The organism is Vibrio sp. Isolate22 (assembly GCF_022398115.1).
Classification (GTDB): domain Bacteria; phylum Pseudomonadota; class Gammaproteobacteria; order Enterobacterales; family Vibrionaceae; genus Vibrio.
The window spans coordinates 13,315-34,716 of sequence record NZ_JAKEUW010000050.1 but is presented as its reverse complement, the minus strand read 5'-3'; the positions used below and the strand labels follow the sequence as shown (position 1 = coordinate 34,716).

The 21,402-nt window shown below is 43.6% G+C and carries 25 protein-coding genes; 4 read left to right on the top strand and 21 right to left on the bottom strand.

What is annotated here, in order from left to right:
• Window positions 1–34 precede the first annotated feature (34 nt).
• The 3 genes from L1D55_RS21145 to L1D55_RS21135 all read right to left on the bottom strand — a co-directional run bounded on the left by L1D55_RS21145 (window position 35) and on the right by L1D55_RS21135 (window position 2,000).
• Window positions 35–376 (bottom strand): helix-turn-helix domain-containing protein, encoded by a 342-nt coding sequence (locus L1D55_RS21145; protein WP_061030905.1) that lies wholly within the window; start codon window positions 374–376, stop codon window positions 35–37.
• A 154-nt stretch (window positions 377–530) separates the two neighbouring features.
• Window positions 531–875, bottom strand: coding sequence for a winged helix-turn-helix domain-containing protein (locus L1D55_RS21140; RefSeq protein ID WP_102423106.1), 345 nt, complete (start codon window positions 873–875; stop codon window positions 531–533).
• Window positions 876–1,106: 231 nt separating this feature from the next.
• Entirely contained in the window at window positions 1,107–2,000 is an 894-nt protein-coding gene (locus L1D55_RS21135) for an AraC family transcriptional regulator (protein WP_239918729.1), read from the bottom strand.
• 50 nt (window positions 2,001–2,050) lie between these two features.
• Between L1D55_RS21135 and L1D55_RS21130 the strand changes: the two genes are divergently transcribed.
• On the top strand, window positions 2,051–3,448 hold the full coding sequence (locus tag L1D55_RS21130) for an MATE family efflux transporter (protein WP_239918728.1): 1,398 nt from the start codon (window positions 2,051–2,053) through the stop codon (window positions 3,446–3,448).
• A 102-nt stretch (window positions 3,449–3,550) separates the two neighbouring features.
• Here the strand turns inward: L1D55_RS21130 and L1D55_RS21125 are convergent, their stop codons facing one another.
• Together L1D55_RS21125 and L1D55_RS21120 are read right to left on the bottom strand one after the other, a co-directional pair.
• Window positions 3,551–3,946, bottom strand: a complete 396-nt coding sequence (locus L1D55_RS21125; protein WP_239918727.1) for a nitrous oxide-stimulated promoter family protein — start codon at window positions 3,944–3,946, stop codon at window positions 3,551–3,553.
• Between the two features lie 2 nt (window positions 3,947–3,948).
• On the bottom strand, window positions 3,949–4,464 hold the full coding sequence (locus tag L1D55_RS21120) for a GNAT family N-acetyltransferase (RefSeq protein ID WP_239918726.1): 516 nt from the start codon (window positions 4,462–4,464) through the stop codon (window positions 3,949–3,951).
• Window positions 4,465–4,560: 96 nt separating this feature from the next.
• On the opposite strand from L1D55_RS21120, the gene L1D55_RS21115 reads away from it, so the two are divergent.
• Entirely contained in the window at window positions 4,561–4,764 is a 204-nt protein-coding gene (locus L1D55_RS21115) for a DUF2986 domain-containing protein (RefSeq protein ID WP_102425158.1), read from the top strand.
• Window positions 4,765–4,876: 112 nt separating this feature from the next.
• Here the strand turns inward: L1D55_RS21115 and L1D55_RS21110 are convergent, their stop codons facing one another.
• The 9 genes from L1D55_RS21110 to L1D55_RS21070 all read right to left on the bottom strand — a co-directional run bounded on the left by L1D55_RS21110 (window position 4,877) and on the right by L1D55_RS21070 (window position 11,538).
• Window positions 4,877–5,800 carry an ABC transporter substrate-binding protein gene (locus tag L1D55_RS21110; RefSeq protein WP_239918725.1) on the bottom strand — a complete coding sequence of 308 codons (924 nt, stop codon included), beginning with the start codon at window positions 5,798–5,800 and terminating at the stop codon, window positions 4,877–4,879.
• Window positions 5,801–5,802: 2 nt separating this feature from the next.
• Window positions 5,803–6,678: a metal ABC transporter permease gene (locus tag L1D55_RS21105; RefSeq protein WP_239918724.1), complete on the bottom strand. Its 876-nt coding sequence runs from the start codon at window positions 6,676–6,678 to the stop codon at window positions 5,803–5,805.
• Window positions 6,678–7,412, bottom strand: a complete 735-nt coding sequence (locus L1D55_RS21100; RefSeq protein WP_239918723.1) for a metal ABC transporter ATP-binding protein — start codon at window positions 7,410–7,412, stop codon at window positions 6,678–6,680. Before L1D55_RS21100 ends, L1D55_RS21105 begins: the two co-directional genes overlap by 1 nt.
• Window positions 7,412–8,347 carry a zinc ABC transporter substrate-binding protein gene (locus L1D55_RS21095; RefSeq protein WP_239918722.1) on the bottom strand — a complete coding sequence of 312 codons (936 nt, stop codon included), beginning with the start codon at window positions 8,345–8,347 and terminating at the stop codon, window positions 7,412–7,414. The genes L1D55_RS21100 and L1D55_RS21095 overlap by 1 nt, the downstream gene beginning before the upstream one ends.
• A 17-nt stretch (window positions 8,348–8,364) precedes the next feature.
• Window positions 8,365–8,925 carry a hypothetical protein gene (locus tag L1D55_RS21090; protein WP_239918721.1) on the bottom strand — a complete coding sequence of 187 codons (561 nt, stop codon included), beginning with the start codon at window positions 8,923–8,925 and terminating at the stop codon, window positions 8,365–8,367.
• Window positions 8,922–9,257 carry a hypothetical protein gene (locus L1D55_RS21085; RefSeq protein WP_239918720.1) on the bottom strand — a complete coding sequence of 112 codons (336 nt, stop codon included), beginning with the start codon at window positions 9,255–9,257 and terminating at the stop codon, window positions 8,922–8,924. The genes L1D55_RS21090 and L1D55_RS21085 overlap by 4 nt, the downstream gene beginning before the upstream one ends.
• 117 nt (window positions 9,258–9,374) lie before the next feature.
• Window positions 9,375–10,211, bottom strand: coding sequence for a DUF4198 domain-containing protein (locus L1D55_RS21080; protein WP_239918719.1), 837 nt, complete (start codon window positions 10,209–10,211; stop codon window positions 9,375–9,377).
• Window positions 10,212–10,329: 118 nt separating this feature from the next.
• A complete protein-coding gene (locus tag L1D55_RS21075; protein ID WP_239918718.1) occupies window positions 10,330–10,848 on the bottom strand; it encodes a DUF2271 domain-containing protein in 519 nt (172 codons plus the stop codon).
• Window positions 10,849–10,908: 60 nt separating this feature from the next.
• A complete protein-coding gene (locus L1D55_RS21070) occupies window positions 10,909–11,538 on the bottom strand; it encodes a PepSY-associated TM helix domain-containing protein (RefSeq protein WP_239918717.1) in 630 nt (209 codons plus the stop codon).
• Between the two features lie 318 nt (window positions 11,539–11,856).
• Between L1D55_RS21070 and L1D55_RS21065 the strand changes: the two genes are divergently transcribed.
• A complete protein-coding gene (locus tag L1D55_RS21065; RefSeq protein ID WP_239918716.1) occupies window positions 11,857–12,177 on the top strand; it encodes a hypothetical protein in 321 nt (106 codons plus the stop codon).
• Window positions 12,178–12,290: 113 nt separating this feature from the next.
• Here the strand turns inward: L1D55_RS21065 and L1D55_RS21060 are convergent, their stop codons facing one another.
• From L1D55_RS21060 to L1D55_RS21030, 7 genes are all read right to left on the bottom strand, one after another.
• Window positions 12,291–13,469 (bottom strand): hypothetical protein, encoded by a 1,179-nt coding sequence (locus L1D55_RS21060; RefSeq protein ID WP_239918715.1) that lies wholly within the window; start codon window positions 13,467–13,469, stop codon window positions 12,291–12,293.
• Window positions 13,466–14,086, bottom strand: a complete 621-nt coding sequence (locus L1D55_RS21055; protein ID WP_239918714.1) for an energy transducer TonB — start codon at window positions 14,084–14,086, stop codon at window positions 13,466–13,468. Before L1D55_RS21055 ends, L1D55_RS21060 begins: the two co-directional genes overlap by 4 nt.
• 19 nt (window positions 14,087–14,105) lie before the next feature.
• The gene (locus tag L1D55_RS21050; RefSeq protein ID WP_239918713.1) at window positions 14,106–14,510 is read right to left on the bottom strand and encodes a biopolymer transporter ExbD; all 405 of its coding nucleotides are present in this window, start codon (window positions 14,508–14,510) and stop codon (window positions 14,106–14,108) included.
• Window positions 14,507–15,067, bottom strand: a complete 561-nt coding sequence (locus tag L1D55_RS21045; RefSeq protein ID WP_239918712.1) for a MotA/TolQ/ExbB proton channel family protein — start codon at window positions 15,065–15,067, stop codon at window positions 14,507–14,509. The genes L1D55_RS21050 and L1D55_RS21045 overlap by 4 nt, the downstream gene beginning before the upstream one ends.
• A complete protein-coding gene (locus tag L1D55_RS21040; RefSeq protein WP_239918711.1) occupies window positions 15,067–16,443 on the bottom strand; it encodes a MotA/TolQ/ExbB proton channel family protein in 1,377 nt (458 codons plus the stop codon). The genes L1D55_RS21045 and L1D55_RS21040 overlap by 1 nt, the downstream gene beginning before the upstream one ends.
• On the bottom strand, window positions 16,443–17,210 hold the full coding sequence (locus L1D55_RS21035; protein WP_239918710.1) for a DUF3450 domain-containing protein: 768 nt from the start codon (window positions 17,208–17,210) through the stop codon (window positions 16,443–16,445). Before L1D55_RS21035 ends, L1D55_RS21040 begins: the two co-directional genes overlap by 1 nt.
• Before the next feature lie 178 nt (window positions 17,211–17,388).
• On the bottom strand, window positions 17,389–19,521 hold the full coding sequence (locus tag L1D55_RS21030) for a TonB-dependent siderophore receptor (protein WP_239918709.1): 2,133 nt from the start codon (window positions 19,519–19,521) through the stop codon (window positions 17,389–17,391).
• Window positions 19,522–20,082: 561 nt separating this feature from the next.
• Here L1D55_RS21030 and L1D55_RS21025 point away from each other — a divergent pair.
• Window positions 20,083–21,387 carry a dicarboxylate/amino acid:cation symporter gene (locus L1D55_RS21025; protein WP_008219735.1) on the top strand — a complete coding sequence of 435 codons (1,305 nt, stop codon included), beginning with the start codon at window positions 20,083–20,085 and terminating at the stop codon, window positions 21,385–21,387.
• The last annotated feature ends 15 nt before the right edge of the window (window positions 21,388–21,402 follow it).

Sequence of the window (21,402 nt, the reverse complement as noted above, 5' to 3'; positions counted from 1 at the left end):
GCCCTTTTTTGTACACAATATTTAGAAGATTACACTAGGGTTGGAACACATAGCCTTCGCCAGTGATCGTTAGGATCAAGCCATCACCAAGAATAGAACGTATCTCTGAAATAGCGACAATCACTGAAGAGTTAGTGACCTTCTCACCTTCCCAACCGATTTTTTTTAGCTGCGGCACACTGAATAGTTGTCCACGATGACGATTCATAGCAAGAATCATCTTTCTATAAGCCAATGGCATCGTTCCTACGATATAACCATTTTCCAAATTGCGTATGAGCTTGGTATTTAGCTCAATAACCTTACCGTTAACTTCCAAGACCTCGTTTTGTTCTTCACGTATACCCTCAATGACAGGGGAAGAGTCCGTATTCATATTATATTCCCTAACAGAGCAACCAACGACACAACTTTATTAAGAGATGTGTTTAATAACGTCACTTATAAATGGACGCTTGAATTCGAAGATAATGAAAGGAGCGTATACGGTAAAGAGATTAAAATTTTATTATAAGAATATGAACAGAATATCAACAGCAGGGTCTAGGCTCTAACAAATAGCCTTCATTTGGTATAGTGTATAGACATTTACAGTCTATCATTCGGCGGATTTCATAGATTGCAACCAGCACTGACGCGGATGTTACCGATTTCCCAGGCCACCCAACACGCTTAAGAATATTCTTGCTAACAACTACGCCTTTGTTCTGATAAAGATAAAAAAGTACCTTACGATGAGGTTCAGACAAGGTGCCTACAATTGAACCATTGTCTTCCTTTCTAACCAGTTTGGTTTTAGTATTCACTTCCCTACTGTTCACAACGATTTTTTGTTCAGTAGTGAAATCCGGCATATCCGTTACATCATGTGGCATTACTTACCTCTTATTTTGTGGATCAACCATATCTATTTAGCTAGGTATGGTCATAAAAGTAAGGGAAAACTACATAACACCAATCTTGAAAAATACAGTAGATCTACTGCATTTCTTGGTTATAAGACATCACAAATGAACACTGTTTTATATCATATTTTAAGGCGGGTTCAAACCTAAATTGGCCCTTCATACCAACCTACATTTTACTTTATTTTTCAGATCAAATAGTTAGCTTGTGAGCCGATAATTCTTACGATATTGACTAGGTGATAAGCCAAAATGTTTCTTAAAACGGTGAGAAAAATTATAAGGGTCTTTATAACCGAGACGATTAGCAATCATAGATACTGACCAATCTTGTTGCTTTAGCAAACTGGTAGCTTTATCCATTCTCAACTGAATCAATTTGCTTCGTGGAGACACATTGAATAGCGACTTCGTCACTCGGTTTAATTGCTCTTCACTAATAAACACTCGCTCCGCCATCCCTGCAACCGTCCAAGGTAAATGCAGACTACTTTCAATTTCATTGTATAACGCCTGAACACGCGCTGTCGTACTGGTCGACTTAGGTTCAAACCCAGTCAACGTACGGATGATTTCACTCATCAATAATTTTCGATAACTCGCTCTGCCTCCAATTTCAAAATGAACCAAATTCATCAGCGACCAGATTTGCTCACACTCTCCAAAAGGCACAATGCTCTGCCCCAAACTCGCGATGTGTTGCCACTGTGGCGTATCTGGCGTCAGCATCCACGCCATTTTCCAATAGTTGTATTGAGGATCAAGTTCAAATCGAAATGGCGTTTCAGCAGGAAGAACCACAAGCGTATAAGGCGTAATAGCTTGTACTGAGGTCGCGGTTGTTAATATTCCGCCGCCTTCTTGAGTAAAAATCAAAGTATGAACATCCACCGACTCGCGTTCAACCCAGTACGCATCATACAGCTTTGCCATTCCCCCCATGTAAACACCGCAGCTTCTCATCTCTGGGATATCTTCAACGGTCAAAAAACGTTCTTTACATTGTTCTGCAAGAAACACGTCATCTTTCCACGTTGATTTTGGCTTCATATTACCAATGACGGATTCGCACAGGTTTTGTTGTTTTTTAAACATGTTGTTACTTCACTCAAATCACTATAGTTCTGCCATAAATCGGAGAGCTTATGACAACTAACATCAACCCTAACTCATCTATGAATAACAAGCCAGAGAGCATATTACCTCGCATCATCAAACTTGGTTTGCCTGTTGCTTTGCAAAGTGCTTTGGTTGCTATTTTAGCCCTTGCTGACGTGTTAATGGTCAGCGATTTTGGTATGGAAGCAGCAGCGGCTGTGGGAATTGCATCAAAGTGGCACTTCGTCGCTATTATGATTATGGCAGGGTTGGCCTCAGCAAACGGGACATTGGTAGCGCAATATTGGGGGAAAAATGACCGCAAAAGCGCACGAACCGTGTCTTCTATCGCAATGGTATTTGGCTTAAAAGTTCTGCTGCCTGTAACGGCAATCATCACTCTTGGTTCACAGTTTTTGATGATGTTGCAAACCAGCGATCAAACCGTGATTGAGCTTGGTGCGACTTACCTTTGGTATGGCTTCCCTGTTCTGCTTCTGACTCATATTGTGGTTGTGATTGAAGCAAGCATGCGCTCATCAGGTGACACCGTCACCCCACTTCTACTTGGTGCCGTGACGATTGCACTCAATATCGTACTTAACTTCATCCTTATACAGGGTGCTTTCGAAATTCCAGCGATGGGTGTTGCAGGAGCAGCATTAGCAACGACTCTAGCGCGACTAATTCAAGTGGGTTTGATGTACGGCTACATGCGTATGCGCAACCACTGGCTATTAACGACACCGAGCTCGCCACATCGTCCGTCGCTTTGGTTGTCTTACCGTCGTATTGCCCTGCCACTGACCATGAATGCTGTTTTATGGGCAATGGGTACCATGGCTTACCAGATGATCTTTGGTCACATGGGCACGACAGAGCTTGCGGTATTCTCTATGCTCGCTCCGTTTGAGTCGTTATGTTACTCGGTGTTCTTTGGCATTTCTGTTGCCTGTTCAGTGTTACTTGGCCACTCACTGGGTCGCGATGAATTCGATGATGCAATGAGTATGGGACTCACCTTCATCAAAGCCGTTGTCGGTTTTGGTGCTGTTGTCGGGTTGATGCTATTCATGGGGAAAGAGCATGTTCTATCTTGGCTAAACCTCACCACAGACGCTTTATACCCACTCGCTTCACCAGCGATGATGATCATGTGCTTTGCGGTCGTAATTCGTATGCTCAACATGGTGATTATTAACGGCATCATTCGCGCTGGTGGTGACAATGCGTTCTGTCTTCGCATGGACTTCATCGCGATGTGGATGGTCGGCATTCCAGTTTGTGTTTACGGCGCATTTGTCGCGGGATGGGACTTCAAGTACATCTATGGCCTGATGTTAGTTGAAGAAGTGGTGAAGCTAGCTATTTGTTCACACCGTTATTTGAGTCGCCGTTGGATCAACAACCTGACGGTTACTTATGAAGAACCACAAGCAGCTTAAACTTTTAAAGTAATTAACTATCTAAACAAGATGCCGCTCAAAAAAAAGGTCTGAAAAATCAGACCTTTTTTGTTTCTGGAAGAATAGTCTCTAGCTTACCCGCTACTTCTTATTCATTCGGATATGACGATTAGATACGTTCGGTAACGGCTTTTCTGGCACTTTCCGTTTCTCATGAATCAAATGTCGAATTGCTAAAATTGGATGCTTGAGCAACATTCGTGGCCCTGCATAGCGCATGACCAAACGCATCTGCTCTTTCGGGTCAGGTTTATAGCAATGAATCGGACACTTGTTGCAGGTTGGTTTTGCTTCGCCATAAGGGCATCTATCAAGCCGTGTTTCTGCGTAACGTAACAGCTGCAAACACTCTTCACATAACGCGTTATTCTGACGAGTTTCACCGTGGTGATCTTTGCAGTATATGTGCACCATCGCGATAACGGTTTTGTACTCCGTCGCAAGTTCGCCTTGTAGAATATTGTTATGTTGGAACATGATTAATTACCCAAAGATAGGCTATACAGGTTGAGATTTACGCTTTCACTTATCACGTCTTCAACCCGCTCGAACGCAAAGCCAAGTTTAGTCAGTAGTGCGATGCTTCGAATGTTATCAGAGGTAGTGATAGCAACTAAATGATCGATATCAGCATTCTGCTTAGCTTGTTCAATTATCGCTTCCCCCGCTTCTTGGGCATAACCTTGACCGTAAAACTCCGGATCAAAACCGTAGCCAACATCATGCGACTCTAAACTATCCCTCTTAATTAATCCGCATACTCCAATTGGCGTTGAGGTTGCTTTCACTTCTACCATCAACAAACAGACACCCTTCTCTTGATACATCTTAAGGATGTTGTTCTCGATATACTCTTCAGCTTTTGCCGTGTTGGTTATTTCTTTGTCTCCGATATAACGCAAGAAATCTTCTGAGCTATACAACCTTTGGATAAATTCCGCATCTTCAGTTGTGATCATTCTTAATCTTAAACGAGCGGTTTCGACTGCCTGCATGACGATATTTCCTTGCTGAATACCATGTAAATATTGAGTTCTAGAGCTAAAATGATTATCCTCCACCGCCTAAACTAAATACAAGGCTATGCAGTAATGAACCGTAAGAAAAAAATTAATCAAATTCTAAAAAAGAAGCAGAAAAAAGCGAATTCTAAACTGCATACAAGTAATAAGCCTCGCTACATTTCTAAAGCTGAACGCGCAAAAATGGAAGCAGAAGAACAGGCTCAAGCAGCGCAAGCGGAAGGTGCTGTCGAAGCAACTGTTGAAGCTGAAGAAACTAAAGCTGCAGAGTAAGGTTAAGCGCTCACTGTGCATTCTTACCTGGCTTTTTGCTAAAAGGTAAGTACAAAAAAAGCAGCCTCTATTTAGGCTGCTTTTTTGATCATGATATATTGAATCTCGTTGATTAGCCTTTGAATAGCTTTATTTCCCAACGAGAGAATGGTGCTTGAACATTGATTCCTGCTCTGCCCCAACGATCGACTGAGTCCACCACTAGAATACGCTCATTAGGTACTAGAGATTTAATCAAGTTGCTCGGCTTTTTCGCTGTAACAAGCCATAGTGCATCATCTTCCGAAAACATCGCTTTAAGTTTCTCTCTGTCCTGCTCTGTCCATTCAAGCTCTGCTTTAAACATGCGGTCTTCAACATACAGTTGGCTACCAGACGCAAAATCCTCCAAGCTTTCCGAAAGCAAGAGTACTGAGTCCACTTCGTTATCAAGCAATATTGCTTGTTGCTTGTTGATCAGTTCACGAACATCCAACATCACGCGCTGCAGATTACTATCAATAGCCTCAGCCTGCTCTGGCCACAATAACTTAAAGTCATCAGCCACAATCGCAGCCATGCGCGTTAAGTTGGTTGGGTTTAACCAAGCATACTTAGACACTTCGCCATTCGACAACGTAAGTGCTGCAACACCTTGTGCTCGCGGCGTAATCGCTTGAGCCGCATCGACCTCAACCAAGCGAATATTGCCTTGTCTTGCGTATACAAATGTAGGGTCTGCTTGCCAGATTGATGACAGTGTCAGAGCAACGGTCGCCTTTTCGCCAGACTTAAGCACTTTAGTTGCCCCCTTGGTACCAAACCAATTCGGCAGACGATCAATACCATAGCGTTTTGGTGGCAGATATTCGGTCGTGATGTCAGTGCCTTTAGTTAGCTCTGTCGCTAATGCATAAGTCACAGGTATACTCGTTAGAATATCTTCCGCATTCGCTTTAAGTGACACCACTGAGCCAGCCATTAACACACTACCAAGCACACTGACTTGAGCAGTTGTTTTTACTGAGCTCGAGATACGATTCATTAAACAAGTCATGATTACGCCTTTCTTACAATTCGGTATAGCGTTGCTGCAAGGAAAAACGTTGCAGAAACAATGATGATTGAAGCACCTGACGGAACTGGCAATTTAAGTTCCATTGGTAACACCGTACCAACCAGACAAGCAATGGTCGCAAGCAGAGCTGATAACAACACAAAGCTACCCATGCGTTTAGTTAGTAGTCGAGCTGTCGCACCTGGAATCAGCAATAACGCACCCACTAGAACTGCACCTACGATCTTCACGGCAGCAATCGTGACTAACGTGATCATCATGACAAACAGGTAGTCGTAGAAACTGGTGTTGTAACCGCGAACCTTCGCAATATCAGGGCTAATACAGGTAAGTAGGATACGGTTGAATGTCGGTATCAAAAGTAAAATGATGATCGCGCAACTGCCTGCGAGAATCGCTAAGTCCTGATCCGTTACCGTAAGAATCGAACCAAACAGTACGTTCTCAAGCATGTGAATATTGATCTTACGAGCCACGTACATCAGTAACGCTGCACCCACTGCCAACGCCAGCGCAAGGAACACACCAACCAAGGTATCGTATGGCACGTTGGTTCGGTTTCTTACAAAGTGCAGAAGCAAAGCGAAGATCATACAGAAGCTAAACAGCCCAATGATCGGATTTTCTGGTGGCTCGCCAAGCAGAACACCGATTGCGATACCGGTTAACGCCGCGTGTCCAACTGCTTCAGAAAAGAAAGCTAGACGCTTTGCAATCACCAAAGTACCAAGACCACCTAAAAGAGGGCCAAGCAATAAGGCTGCAACCAAAGCATTTACCATGAAGGCATACATGAAGCTTTCAGATAAGAAACCCGCTTCCACACCACTAATGGCAAGTTGTCGTAGCCAATCCATTACGCAACCTCCTTCGATTCAGTCATTACTGTGCCGCTACTATAGTGCTGGAATAGGCTTTCGATCTTCGTTGGATGCAGTACTTGCTCATGCGGGCCACTATCTACTAAGAATCGATTAACGACATGTACGTTCGCTTCAAGTCGACGTACCGCAGTAACATCGTGGTGAACCGCTAGAATCGTTCGGCCTTCGTCAACACATTCACGAATCAGCGATTCCAAATAGCGAACGCCCTGCTCGTCCATGCCCGTCGTAGGTTCATCCAATACCAGTAAACTCGGGTTATCCAATAACGCTTGAGCAAACAAAACACGTTGCTGCTCACCACCGGACAGCTGTCCCATACGGCGGTCGCTACGAGTCGCCATACCAACGCGATCTAACTGCGCGAGAGCAAGATCTAACTGCTTTGATTTACGACGCCAAAACAGAGGGATTCGCGTCTGATTTAGCAGAACAAAGTCCATGACCGTCAAAGGTAAGCTCGACTCGAATGTCGCTTTTTGAGGCACATAACCAATACTTGGCTTTTCTGGCCAATGAATGTTGATCACTCCAGAGAAGGGCGTCAGTCCAAGTACAGATCTCAGCAAAGAAGTTTTGCCGCCACCGTTTGGTCCCATGATCACATGACACTCGCCCGCTTTAAGTTCTAGCGAGATATCATCAAGAATCACATTATTATCGTACTGTAGACCCAGTTTATTGATTGAGATTGATGGACCTAGCATTATGCGTTCCCGCTTTTAGCTTGGTTCGCCGCTGCAAATTTCATTGCTTCGATTAACGTTTCTAGGTTCTTCTTCATCTCAACTTCGACTTTATCGTCTTCATATTCGCCGTGGGTCATGTGAGAGAAACGATAAAGCTGAACGCCTGTTTCCGCTTCAATCGTGTCAACAAAACGGTTTGGCATATTTAACTCGTAGAACAGAACATCAATACCCGACGCGCGGATCTTCTCGATCGTCTCTTGAAGTTGGCTAGCACTTGGCTCAACACCGTGTGCTGGCTCGATTACCGCCGCGACATCAACACCAAACTCTTGAAGAATGTAACCATAAGCGTTGTGTGTAGTCGCAACCTTCATGCCTGATGTATCTAACTCACCTAATGACAACATCGCATCACGCTTCATGAAACGAAATTGCTTTGCGTACTTACGCGCATTCTTACGATAAAACGCAGCGTTGTCTGGGTCGAGTTTAGAAACTTCACTGGCAATGGTGTAAACCTTCTGAATGGTTGTCGAAAGCCCAACGAAGGTATGCGGGTTAACAGCACCCTGACCAACAGATTGACCAAGAGCCGGAAGTAAAGGCACTTCTTTGTTTGCTTCGATCACAACCAAATCATCACGTTGCGCTGCTGCAATGACTTTAAGCGCAAAGTCATCGTGACCAATGCCGTTTACTACGATTGCATCCATCTGGCTCAATCGCTTGAGGTCGTTCGGTTGTGGTAGGTAGTTATGTGGGTTAAAACCAGCGTCAACCAAAGGAAGAATATTCACTTTGTCGCCGACTACGGCTTTAACGTAGCTGTAGTAAGGTTGAAGTGTGATACCAATTGTCAGTTTGTTACTGTCGACTGTGTATTCTTTTGCTAATGCATTCGGTGCCATGAACACCGTTAACAACGACATGAACAGAGTCATAATTCGCATAGTAAATCTCTTATTTATTAGTGAGCATCGCTTGCATGATGCTGTTCAACTTCTGATTCATTCACAACCATTTTCCAGCCTTCAGATTCAAGTGTGTGCTCGTCAAAAGCACTAGGCTGCTTTGCTATACCACCAAAGAAAATCCAGATTTCAGGAGAAACGCTGTTCGCGTTCAAAATAAAAGAATCCGCAAAGCCAAGTTCATTTGGTGTGGAAAAATAGTAACCGCGCTCGTCCAGTAGCCAAGCATGAGACCCTTTGCGCTTCCAACTCTGGTCTTCTACAAATGGCGCAACCCATTCATCTTTAAGTGACATAACACTTGGCCATTCGCCATCTGAGTCCAGACGCAAGTCACGAATTTCTTCATGAGCCAAACGCAGCTCTGACAGCATCGCCAAGTTTTCTTGTTCTACATCCGTTACTAGAACTTGATGATCAAGTGCGGCATTCACGTGAGATTCCGCCTGATGAAATGGGATCGCGACGGTTGCAAAGCAAAGGATAAATACAATGATCAATCCAACCCATTTCCCCTCTCTACCACCAGTATCGGCACGTACGCTTTGAATCATCATTTTTCGCTGATCTCTACGACATCAACTTCAACAGGAAATTCGTGGCCAGAATCGAACACCAGGTAAAACTCGGTATCTGGATGTGGGAACTCAACGATAGATCGCCTATCAGTCATCTCTTTTGCAATCAAATTGTCTTCGTAGTCGTACATCTCAACCGCATAATCAATCGCCTTGCTGCCATCAGAGTAACCCGCTTCACAAGCGACGGTTTTACCTTCAAACCAGCAACTCATCAATGGGAAGTGTGCTTGTGCAGGTAATGCCGCGAAACCAAGTCCCAATGCTAAGCAAGGCGTTATTAAAGCGTTCAGTTTTGTTTTTATTGTCATGGTTTGTACCCTAGCCACTGTGCAAATTCTCAGCCATAAACTGAGCGATAAAGGGCTCAAATGAGCCCTTAAGTTTTTTGGTTGTTTAATCGGGAGGCTAGCCCCCAATATCACAAATTATTGAAGTAGAGCTTCGAACGTTAAGTGAACGTTGGCACTCGCTTTGTCTGCCAGTGGGTTGTCAATCAACTCACCTTTGTAGTTCGCCTTCATTAGGTAACGACCCGCTACGTCTGGAATAAACGTGATTTCACCATTCTCATCGCTCACCACGTCAATCTGCTCTTGGTGGTTACGGTAAAGTGTGCCTTCACGAGTGATTTCCGCTGTAACACCTTTCTGAACTTCACCGTTGTAGAAGAACTGGAATGTTACTGGTTCACCTTCGATGATGTCTGAAGGGTGTGTAATAGGCTTCATTTCAAGTAGCTTGCCTTCAATTTTAAAAACTGAATCTGATGGCTTACCTACTGTGATGTAGCTTTCAGCACGTGTGAAGCTGATTTGTGTTACCACGTCACGCGCCTTTTCTGGCAGTACTGAATCACGCTCAGCTTTGTTTGCTTTAACCCACTTCACGGTGTCACGACGACCCGCTTTGTACTGTGTGTAGTATGACGGATAGTTGTTGATAGCCACTTTGTGCGTACCTTCTTCTTCGAAGTAGAAGTCGAAGATTGAACGACGCTTACCACGAATCACAAAGTTAGGGCGCTCACTGCGGCCATCTGGCATGATGACATGAGCATTTTCGCTACCAGCAGGCTTATCAAACACAAACGTACCGTGAGACGCAGTTACGTCGAACGTTAGCCAATCACCACCTTCTTTAGATACAGTGAAGTGAGATGGCAGGATCCAACGTGGGTGAGCTTGTGCTGTTGTCGTTGCTGCTAAGCCAAATGCCATAACACCCGCTAGTGCAAGCGCCTTAATTTTTGTTTGTTTCATCATGTTCAATTCCATTATTTATAATTGTTAGCCGTGTCGCTCTATCTGAGCCTACGATGACCACTGTCTATTCTGTTCAGCTTGGTTTTAGTTCGTACTTACTAGTTACTATTCGCACTTACTATTTAGCGATGTAGTTCAAGGTGATTTCACCCGTCTCTTCTGTTGCTTTTAATTCATAAGATGCGTTTGAATCTGTAAGAGATACTTTTTGGCGTAGGTAGTTACGACCACCATGTTCACGAACCACTTCGATATGAACCGTATACTCACCTTGTTCAAGCGTTTCACCGCTGTCGCTCTTACCATCCCAAACAAAACGGTATTGACCCGCAGGACGTGTCGCAGACGTCACCGCATCAACCAATTCACGATCGTAACGGCCAACTTTTCTCCACCAGCTACGCAGGTCTTTAAGCCACTCGTCTTTACCAACCCAAAGCTCGACCGTTTTGACAGGCTTTCTTTCGCTGTTCTCTACCCACACCGCCACATAAGGGCGTGCATACATTGAGGTATCAATTTTTGGAAGTTCAAAACTCACATCCAGCTTTGCCGATTCAGGGATCGCTTGTGCCATACCAAGGCTTGGGAAAAGAGATAAAGCAAGCAGCGCTTTACTCCAGTTCATTTTTTTCATGTTTAACAACCTTTTAAATCCGTTTAACCCTAAATTCACTCTTCAATACGAATCTGATAATTAAGGCACGGCGACAAAATAGATAACCAATGAGATTGCAGACCCAAAAACCGTCCATTTGATGGAGGTATTGAGTGTCTTTTTCTTAGGTAACAGTAAGCAGACGCCAGTAAGCACAAAGAAGATCATCAATAGTGCCGTGATATCGATAAACCACTTCCATACCTCACCACTGTTACGCCCTTTATGAAGGTCATTCAGCAGTGCGATAACACCGTAATTAGTGGTTTCGACTTCGACAATTTCAGACGTCACGTCAACGAAAACGGAAGCGTTATAACCAGGGCCTTTGAAGTCCATAGACACTTCGCCAAGGAGCAGCTCACCGTCTTCGATCTCTGCGTAAATGTCTAAACCTGAGGGAACGCCATACAAGTTCGCTTCTTCAAACAGAAACGTTTCGAAAGCCGTTTGATCAGCTTTCAATCGACCATCTTGAATGGTGAACAAGCTCGCAGGAAGTGTCAGTGTAGAGCGTTGGATATTTGGCTGGCTTGATTCAAATAGATCAGGTCGATTCAGGGTGATACCAGTCACTGAGAAAAAAAGAACAACGAACAGGAGCGCCATAGAAATATAAACATGAAGTCGACGAGCCCATGACTGAACTGCCCTACTTTTTAACGACATACAAACCATTACCTATAAATTTTATGGCGACAATTTAGTTGATAATCATTCGTATTGGCATTCAATTTACATTGTTTACGTTTTCCGAGACACGCTGGGAAATTTACATAACATTACACACGATATAATCGAACTGGATGCATATTCTTGCTAACGTGTACACAGCAGCATTAATCACGCAGTCTGCTCAAAGACAGAAACCTCGCTCTTATATTTCAACCTAGTGAGTGATGTATGTTTTGATGGCTGCTGTGGCTTTAAAGGATAAAAGTTTAGGACGTTTTTGAACGGAACGATCAAGCTAAAAGGAATTAAGTAATGCGTATTATCATATTGGCTTTGGCTGCGCTAACTGCAGCATGTTCAAGTCAGATAGCCAGTACGGAAGAACACATCCAACAATACATTGGCTCAAACATAACTGATGTACAGGAACGATATCTAACAGAACGCTCACGTCCTATCAGTTTTTGGGAGTGCCGAAACTATGCTTGGGTTGAGACCCAAAATGCACAAGACAGTGGTTACACCTTGCATGCGTTTAAAAACCCATTTACAGACTGCACCATTAACTGGGTGGTTAATGCGAGTGGAGTAATTGAAAGTGGCTCACCAAGCGGGACGATGTGCAGCCCATAATACATCCCTCTACTTTTTAGCTCTATTGCTTATCACGTAGCCTATAAAACAAAAAAGGTGTCATTTGAACAATCAAATGACACCTTTGTTAATTTTTCTTTAGTTATAAGCTATCAGGCATTTCCGTTGTCGCTGACCGTTCTTAGTTGAGTCAAAAACTTAATCCAACCTTTCGCTTCGGAGGAAGGTTCAATGTTATCAGCGCGTTTCGCTTGAGCTAGTGCGTTGTCCAGATTCTTGAGCTTGTACCATGAACGTACTTTCGCTAATGCTACATCGGCTTGTTTGTTTTTGTCTTTCACTTTATCTAAAACAACTAGCGCTCTGTCGTAGTATCCTTGTTGAACAAGCAACTGAGCCACGTTCCAATGGTATTGACTGTCCTTTTTAGATGCTAATGTCCAAACATCAATCGCGTTGTCCCACTCTTTCGCTAGCTGCCAGTATGTAGCTTGCTCAGCCAAAAGCTTAACATCGCTGTTCGCATCATCTAGCTTAGCGATCTCTTGAGCAGCGCGCTCAGGAATGCCTCGTTTCGCGTACAACTGCGCAAGAAGTCTACGGTCCGAGTTTTTCAACTCAACACCGTGTAGATCTGCTAACGCCAATGTATTCAGGGCGTCTTTACTGCGCTCTAACCGTAGCTGAATACCAACAAGCTGACGCCACCAATTATCTTTCTCAGGTTGAAGTTCGATAAGACTCTCCAACGTTGGAATAGATTGCTTCCACTGCTTTAACTGAAGCTGTGCACCCAGTTTTAGCGATAGAGGCGATAGCTGTGGTTTAGAATTGAACTTATCGTGATTACCGATGGCTACCAGTACTTTTGACCAGTTTTCGATTTGGTATTCCGCTTGTGCAATTCGCATCCAAAGCACATCTTTCTTTTCTGTCTCTGGCGCCGTTTTTACTAGCTCATAGTAATGTGGAAGCGCATTTGTGAACTGCTGATCATTTAACAGAAGATCAGCAAGCATGCGTTTGGTCACCCATGCTTGCTCATCCACAAGCAAGTTAGTGTCGACCGCGTACGTCAGCTGCTTAATAGCGGCATCCGTTTTACCGTCTTGCCAGTAGAAAACACCCAACATACGAGCCACATAAGCTTTGTCGTAGCCTTTAGATAACTCTAAATTAGCCAGAACATCTATCGCCTGCTTTACCTTTTCTTCTTGAGCAAGGTTATGTGCTTTTTGAACACGAATAGCAGTATATTGAGACAGCTCTTGTGCTTGCGTTATGAAAGGCAATAACAATAAGCCCACTAATATCCATATCTGTTTCATCATTTTGCCAACTTAAACTCTAGTTTCACTGTCTGACCAACTTGAGCTATCGCTTTTCCATCGACAACTTTTGGTTGGTACTTCCAGTTTTTAAGTGCTCTCATCGCTTCACGTTCAAACATACGACGCGGATTTGCATCAGTAACTTTAATATCAACAGGACGCCCCGTTTCATCAATCGTAAACGACATGATAACGAAGCCTTCAGCACCACGTTTAAGTGCTTTCGCTGGATAACGTGGTTCAACTCGATACAGTGGCATCGCCTGTTGGTTTGATCCAAAGTCAGAAAATGTTGGTGCATTAATCGCTAAACCATCAATTGATGTATTCAAATCCAATGAAGGTAATGAAGACATCGAGTTCAGAGGCGTTACTTCAGCTTGTGACTGAGACGTCTGCGCTTCCGGTGGCGGCTCTGGCATTTCTGGTTTTTCAGGGACAGCACGTTGTCTTCTTTGAACTTCTTGTTCCTGTTCCACCATCACCATGTTGAAACTTAGCGTCTCACTCTCATCTGGTGAACGTTGGTGACCATTGTCGACCATCCAAGCCATGAAAGAAAACAGTGCTAAGCCCAGTGCCCCCGCTAGCGGTAAAGCAAGAAGTAGGCGAATCATTTATAAAGATCCTCCAAGATCATCGCTTATCAGCAGCAAGCGCAATGTTTTTAACACCCGCACCTTTAGCTGCATCCATCACTTTTACAACAGTACCATTGTATGCGTGTTCATCAGCTTGAATAACCAAAGAAGCATCAGGTTGTTCTAGTAATAAATGTTCTATCATCGCTTGAACGCGTTCAACATCAACGACACGTTTATCAATAAAGATATCGTTAGCAGAAGTAATCGCAACAAAGATGCCCGCATCCTTTTGGCTTACTACGTTAGAAGCTTGCGGGCGGTTAACCTCAACCCCCGATTCACGAACAAATGAACTGGTCACAATAAAGAAAATAAGCATGATAAATACGATATCAAGCATCGAAGTTAGGTCTATTTGAGCCTCTTCGTTTTTAGAATGACGTCGACCGAGTCTCATCGTTGACTCCTTAAAGATTTTTCTAATTTCAATTCTAAGCGGTTGCACACTTTGGCTAATCTAGCGTGTACGAACATACCCGCTAAGGCTGCTACCATGCCTGCCATGGTTGGCAGTGTTGCCAACGAAATGCCTGAAGCCATCAATTTAGGATCACTGCTGCCTTGTGTCGCCATGACATCAAAAACAGAGATCATACCGGTAACGGTACCCAACAAGCCCAACATCGGACAGATAGCCACTAATAGCTTGATAAAATTCAAGTTTTGGTTAAGCAAGATACTGGCCTGACCTAACCAACCTTCACGAATGGCCTTGGCATGCCAAGAGGCGTGTTCTTCTCTTTCATGCCACTTTGCTATCCAAGCTTGGCGTTGCTTAGGAAAGTAGAACGCGAGATATAACACGCGCTCTACCACAAGCACCCAATACACTAGGACAACAGCCGCTAGCCACCACAGGACGAAACCGCCCTGCTCCATAAAGCTTGATAAAGACAGCAGCCAGTCACTCGTTAACCAACTCGCTGGTAATAGAGAACCCGACAAAATATCCATTACGTAGCGGTCCCAACTGGTGACACAACAGCGCTCGATTCAGTTGTCTTTTCAGCCTGCTCAGCAACAAGACCAATACCTTGCTTCTCAAGAATATTGCGAATGTTTTCTGCTTGAGTGCTAAGAATATTGTGTGCCAGTAGAAGAGGCATTGCAGCAACAAGACCAAGTACGGTTGTTACAAGCGCCATCGAAATACCGCCTGCCATTACTTTCGGGTCGCCATTACCAAACTGTGTGATCACCTGGAACGTTTCGATCATACCCGTTACTGTACCAAGAAGACCTAACATTGGTGCTAGCGCTGCCAATAGCTTAAGCATTGATAGACCTTTCTCTAAATGAGTTTGCTCATCAACAACCGCTTCTAATAGACGTAGCTCTAACGCTTCAACCGTTTGGTTTTGCTCTTTGTTGTACACGGCAAGAACGCGACCTAATGGGTTGTCACCCGCTTGCTCAGGGTTCTTAAGCTGCGCACGAATTTTCTGACGAGCAATCGATAGAGAGACGCCACGAACCAAGGCGATAATTAAACCAATAGCCAGTAGACCAAGAATCACTTTACCAACTACACCACCCGCTTGAAGGCGATCAGATAGGCTAGGTGTTAGCGCCAACTGCTCCAACATGAATCCACGTGAAGGATCGACAACAACATTCGCTACTTCACCATTTGCCAGTGAAGAAAGTGATGTTAGCGTTGGACCATTTTCTGGCTGTTTAAGGTATGCGATTGCGTCTTTACGCTGAGTGTTCCAGCTAACGTAACCTTGATTTGTCACTAGGCCAATCGAGCCTAGGCGATAAGCATCAACATTTTGTGTATTACCTTCACCATTAATGAAAGCAATTTGAGATTTGCTAAGCTCAGAGCTCGCTTGAATCTGCTCTACCATACTCATCCACAAGCCAGAAAGTTGTGGCATTGAAGGTAATGATTTCGCATCGATAATTTGTTCAACGGTCGCTGTATGCTCAGCGCGATCGACACTGTTTACTGTTGAGCTAAGCTCTGCGCCCAGTTCTTTCGCGTTTTGACGAACCACACCAAATAGCTCACCAAGGCTACCTGTTTCTAAGCGCAGCTTTTCTTCTAAACGAGCCAACTTATTTTCGTTATCGCTAAACGTTTTAGTAAGAACGTCTGTTGCGTTTTGAACTGATGAACGTTTCGCTTCGAGTTGCGCTTTGATTGCTTTCAGTTCTTGTTCAGTCTTTTTAAAATCAGCTTCACGGACCACATTGTGAGAAGCTTGAGTGCGATTTTCTGACTTCGCTTTGTTAACTAACTGAGCCGTAGAATCAGAAGCAGAGAAAGCAGAAAAGGAAATAGACGTGATGCAAAGCAATGCTGCTAATGGCTTTAAGTTCATTACTTAACCTCCGCAACAGTTAGAGAAACAGGTAAAGTAATCAAGCTTGGAGCCGCTTGTTGGCTAGCAATATCGTACGCTTTATCGAGCTCAGACTTCATCGAAGAATCAACTTCTTGCCATTGAGCTGCTGTTTGATTCCAAGCCCAGTATTGGCTGCCATTTAAGTTACGAGCAACTAAAGAGATACGTCCTAAGTGCAGTACGTCTGCTTCAATCGTTTTATCGCTCGCCAGTTTTACGCGACCTTGGTATGCACCCAGCTTAATGCCGTAATCCATCTCAATTTGGTACGCCTCTAGAATACGACGATATTTCTCAGCATCACTTACGTCAGCACGAGTCATCATTGCTTGAAGCTTTTCCACTCTCTCTAGACGCTGCTCTTTCTTAATCGGCACATCTTTTTCTACCAGCTGTTGCAGGCCATCGATCATTTGATACATCAAAGGCACGACACCTTGGCGTGTGTATTTAATTTCTTCGATCTGCCCTTCAATGCTCTCAGCTTCTTGATTTTGGCTTTCAACCAGAGCAGCAAGGTGGTCATGATAGATTTCTAAGTTTTTGACTTCTTCTTGAAGACGCTCAATTTCAGCTTGCAGCATTAGAGTTGCTTGTGAGCTTTTATCAATAACCTTTTGGCTCGAAGCAGATGCGTTATTGGTCTTGTTTTGAATTGATTGAGCTTGATCCAAGCTATTGGCCATAGAAGACGTTGCTACCACACTGATGGCAAGCGCTAGGCTAGTTTTTAAAAGATTCATAATTGTAGTCATTTACTATAGAAGAAGTTCAAATGAATTTTATTGATAAGCAGTCTCATTATCATTAAAAGTCACTCGCATTACTAGGGATATTTTTACTAAATAGCAGAATCACGAAAGGGGAAAGCCGAAACTTCCCCCTTCATATTTAGGCTACGAATAGTACCCTACTAACAAATTAGTATTTTACCTGTAAAGTGGCCATGTAGTTACGACCTTCGCCCACAACTACACCGCTTGTGCTACCACCTTCAAGGTAATCTGTATCGAATAAGTTCTCTACATTGAAGCGAGCAACAAAATCTAAGTTCTCGTCATATTTGATAGTATGTGCAATGCCCATATCTACACGAGTATATGCGTCTTTCTTAAATGTGTTAGCGCTTTCTGTGTAACGCTCACCTACGTGGTATACACCTAGGTTTACATCGGTACCGTTGTTAAATGCATAAGTAGACCAGATGCTTGCTGTGAACTCTGGCACGTCTGCCGGAGTCTTACCTTCTAATGCAGGATCGTTTTTGTATTCAGCGTCTAGGAACATAGTAGATGCACTTAGAGACAACGCATTAGTTAGGTAGCCAGTTGCTGATAGTTCAACACCGGTGTGAACCTGTTCTCCAACTTGAGAAGTACGTGTCTCTTTGCCGTTATTAGCGTTAGGATCTACGTCTTCTGTCACTTGAATGTTTGATTGAGTAATTTGGAACACTGCACCAGATACAAATAGGCGCTCATCAAACAATTCCCACTTTGTACCAACTTCATACAAAGTGCCTTTCTTAGCGTCTTGTGATTGACCGAAGTTAACATCGTCTTGGTCAGTAATTTCACCAACTGGTTCAAAGCTTTCTGAATATACTGTGTAGATCGAACCATTCGATACAGGTGAGTAAATTACACCTAGCTTAGGAAGAACATTGTTAAAGCTCTCTTCTGTACCTTTACTGCTAATAGTTTTGTCGTACGCAAAACGTGCACCTGCAAGAACTTGCCATTGCTCATTGAACGTTACTAAATCTTGTAGGTAGAAGCCATAATGCTTACTTTCTGAGTGAGATAGCGCATCATCATTGTGATAGCTGATATCAGAAGGCATATCAAAACCGTTGCCACAAGCTGTTACCGCTTCCGCTTCAGTAGCGCTTGAACATGCATAATCAGAAGAGTAAAGCTGCTTGTAGTCGTAATGTAGACCGTTTGCACCAATTAGCATTCGGTGGTTAACGCCAAACGCATCAAAGTCACCGGTAAAATCTACGTAAGCAGTATCGAAAGTCCATTCATCGTGACGGTCAGATACTTTGTAACCGTAGCCAGTAATGTTGCCATTTTTATCTTTTTGCGAATCTACACCGCTATCAGATTCAGTACGTTGACGCTCATAGAACTGACGGCTGATACCAGTTTTAACTGACCATGTTTCATTTAGGTTAGCTGTAATAGCAGCACCGTAGTTCGCTACGTCATTGTCTGTTTGTGCAAAACGTTGATCAGTTACTGTATTTGGATCAATCACTTTACCAGTTGCAGTGTCAATCTCTGAGCCATTATCTAGATCACCTAACTCTTGAGTACGGTCATAGTGCAGAGATAGCATTACATCATCACTAATATCGTAATCGACAAATAAGCCACCAACAAAACGGTCAGTTTCTACGTCTGTACCATCAAAGCGCGTACGGTAGGAATCTTGATTTTCTTGAGAGACGATAGCTCGCGCTCTCAACGTTTGAGCTTCGTTTAAAGAGCCGCTCACATCTGCAACTGTACGAGTGTAGTTATCTGAACCAATATCTTGGCTAACAGACACTTGTGTCTCGTAAGTCGGCTTTTTAGAAACCATGTTTACTAAGCCACCAGGTGTAGATTCACCATAAAGTAGGCCAGCAGGTCCTTTCAACACTTCTACACGCTCTAAAAGCTCGACAGGTTGACGGTAATGAGACCAATGTTGAACACCGTCACGTAGGTAGCTTGAACCACTATCTAGCGCGAAACCACGTAGGTTGAAGCGTTCACGGTTGGTAGATTTTGAGCCCGCAGAAATAGATGCATCGTTCTTTAGAACTTCACCTAGAGTTGATGCACGCTGCTCATCAATGATTTGTTCATCGATTACTGAAACTTGCCCCGGAGTCTCTAATTGAGTCGCCTCCATGCGCATTGCTGTTGTATTCGTGTCGGCTTTGTAACCGTAGTCACGACCTTCAACAACCATGTGCTCGTCTGTTTTTGCTGTTTCTGCCAATACTGCTGGTGAAGCTAATACTGCGCCGATCACTAAAGCCAATGGGCTCTTTGAAAACATGTCCTTTACTCCGCTTTTATTCTTTTTGTACGAGCACTATGGTTATTTATTTGATGTGCTCGCTGAACCGTTACCGGTACCACTGAATCTTTTCGCGAGAGAATATAAGTGATAACTATTACCATTTGCATTAAATTTACATTCTTTGCATTCGTAAAGTTTTGTAAAGGTCTTGGTAAGCGTTATTCATTAGATGTAACAGAACCTGATTCAATACAGATACTTAGAAGTGTTTTTGTTCGGGCTCCCTGCCACCACCGTTAAAAATTTCTAAACAGCGTTATTTGCTCACTCAATCTAACAATCAAAAAACGATAAAAATTTTATCTTCTCTTATTTATTAGCTTTGATTTCGCATTTTTATGTATAAAAGCCTCGATAAATGTTAATTAACAGTGAATTATTTTATTTAAATTTGTTTAATTTACACAATTATCAGTGATTCTGATCACATCTATAATTCCAAACTCATTTTTTGTTTTTCGATTTGATTAACCGACTGCTAATCTCCTGCTCACTTTGAAAAGGTATCAAAGTTATAAATAATAAGGAGTGTTCTAAATGAATACCAAAAAACCTATGTCTCTGACTGGCCGAGTAATTCTTGGTATGGTCGTAGGTATATTAACGGGATTTGCCATTCAATCCCTTTTTGCAGAAAGTGGATTTGTTAACAACTACATCGTTAACGGACTCTTTGAAGTAGGTGGACAAATTTTTGTCGCCAGTTTAAAAATGCTTGTTGTCCCTCTAGTCTTCGTTTCACTAGTGTGCGGTACAAGTTCCCTGAAAGACTTATCAACTCTTGGCCGTATGGGTGGCAAAACGCTTGCACTTTATATCGGTACTACAGCCGTTGCTATCACTCTAGCATTGACGATCGGAAACCTGTTCCAACCTGGTGCTGGTGCGGATCTGACTGCTGCGAGCTCTTTTAAATCAGCGGATGCCCCTTCTCTTGGCCAAGTAATCATCGACATGTTCCCAACCAACCCTATTCAGGCGATGGCTGAGGGCAAGACACTACAAGTAATCGTGTTTGCTGTGTTATTCGGTATCGCAATTAGTGCTGCTGGTAAACCGGGTGAGCGCATTGCTGCTGTATTTGCAGACCTAAACGAAGTCATCATGAAGCTTGTCGCTCTACTGATGAACCTTGCTCCTTACGGCGTGTTCTTCTTGATGGCTAAGCTGTTCTCTGGTTTAGGCTTGGGGGCAATTTGGAACCTAGCAGAATACTTCTTAGTGCTTGCAGGTACTCTACTACTACACGGTTTGGTGACTTACAGCGCGATGCTTAAAGGATTCACTGGTCTTAGCCCTATTACGTTCCTACGCAAGATGGAAGATGCAATCATGTTTGCATTCTCAACAGCATCTTCGAACGCAACGATTCCTGTAACAATGGAAACGGCTAAGAACCGTATGGGTGTAGACAACAAAGTTGCTTCATTCACTGTACCACTAGGTGCTACAGTGAACATGGACGGTACTGCAATCATGCAAGGTGTTGCGACTGCGTTTATCGCACAAGCATACAACATCGACCTTACTATGGGCGATTACCTAATGGTTATCCTAACAGCGACATTGGCGTCTGTAGGCACTGCAGGTGTTCCTGGTGTTGGTCTGGTTATGCTAGCGATGGTATTGAACCAAGTCGGCCTACCGCTAGAAGGTATCGCTCTAATCATGGGGGTTGACCGTCTTCTAGACATGATCCGTACCGCTGTAAACATCACAGGTGATAGTGCCGTATCTATCATCGTTGCTAAGTCTGAAGGTGCTCTTGATGAGTCTCGCTTCAACGACCCTGCAGCGGGCGAGAAGGAAGAAGAAGTTAAGCTATCACGCCAAGAAGCGTAATCTAGCTGCCCTGCT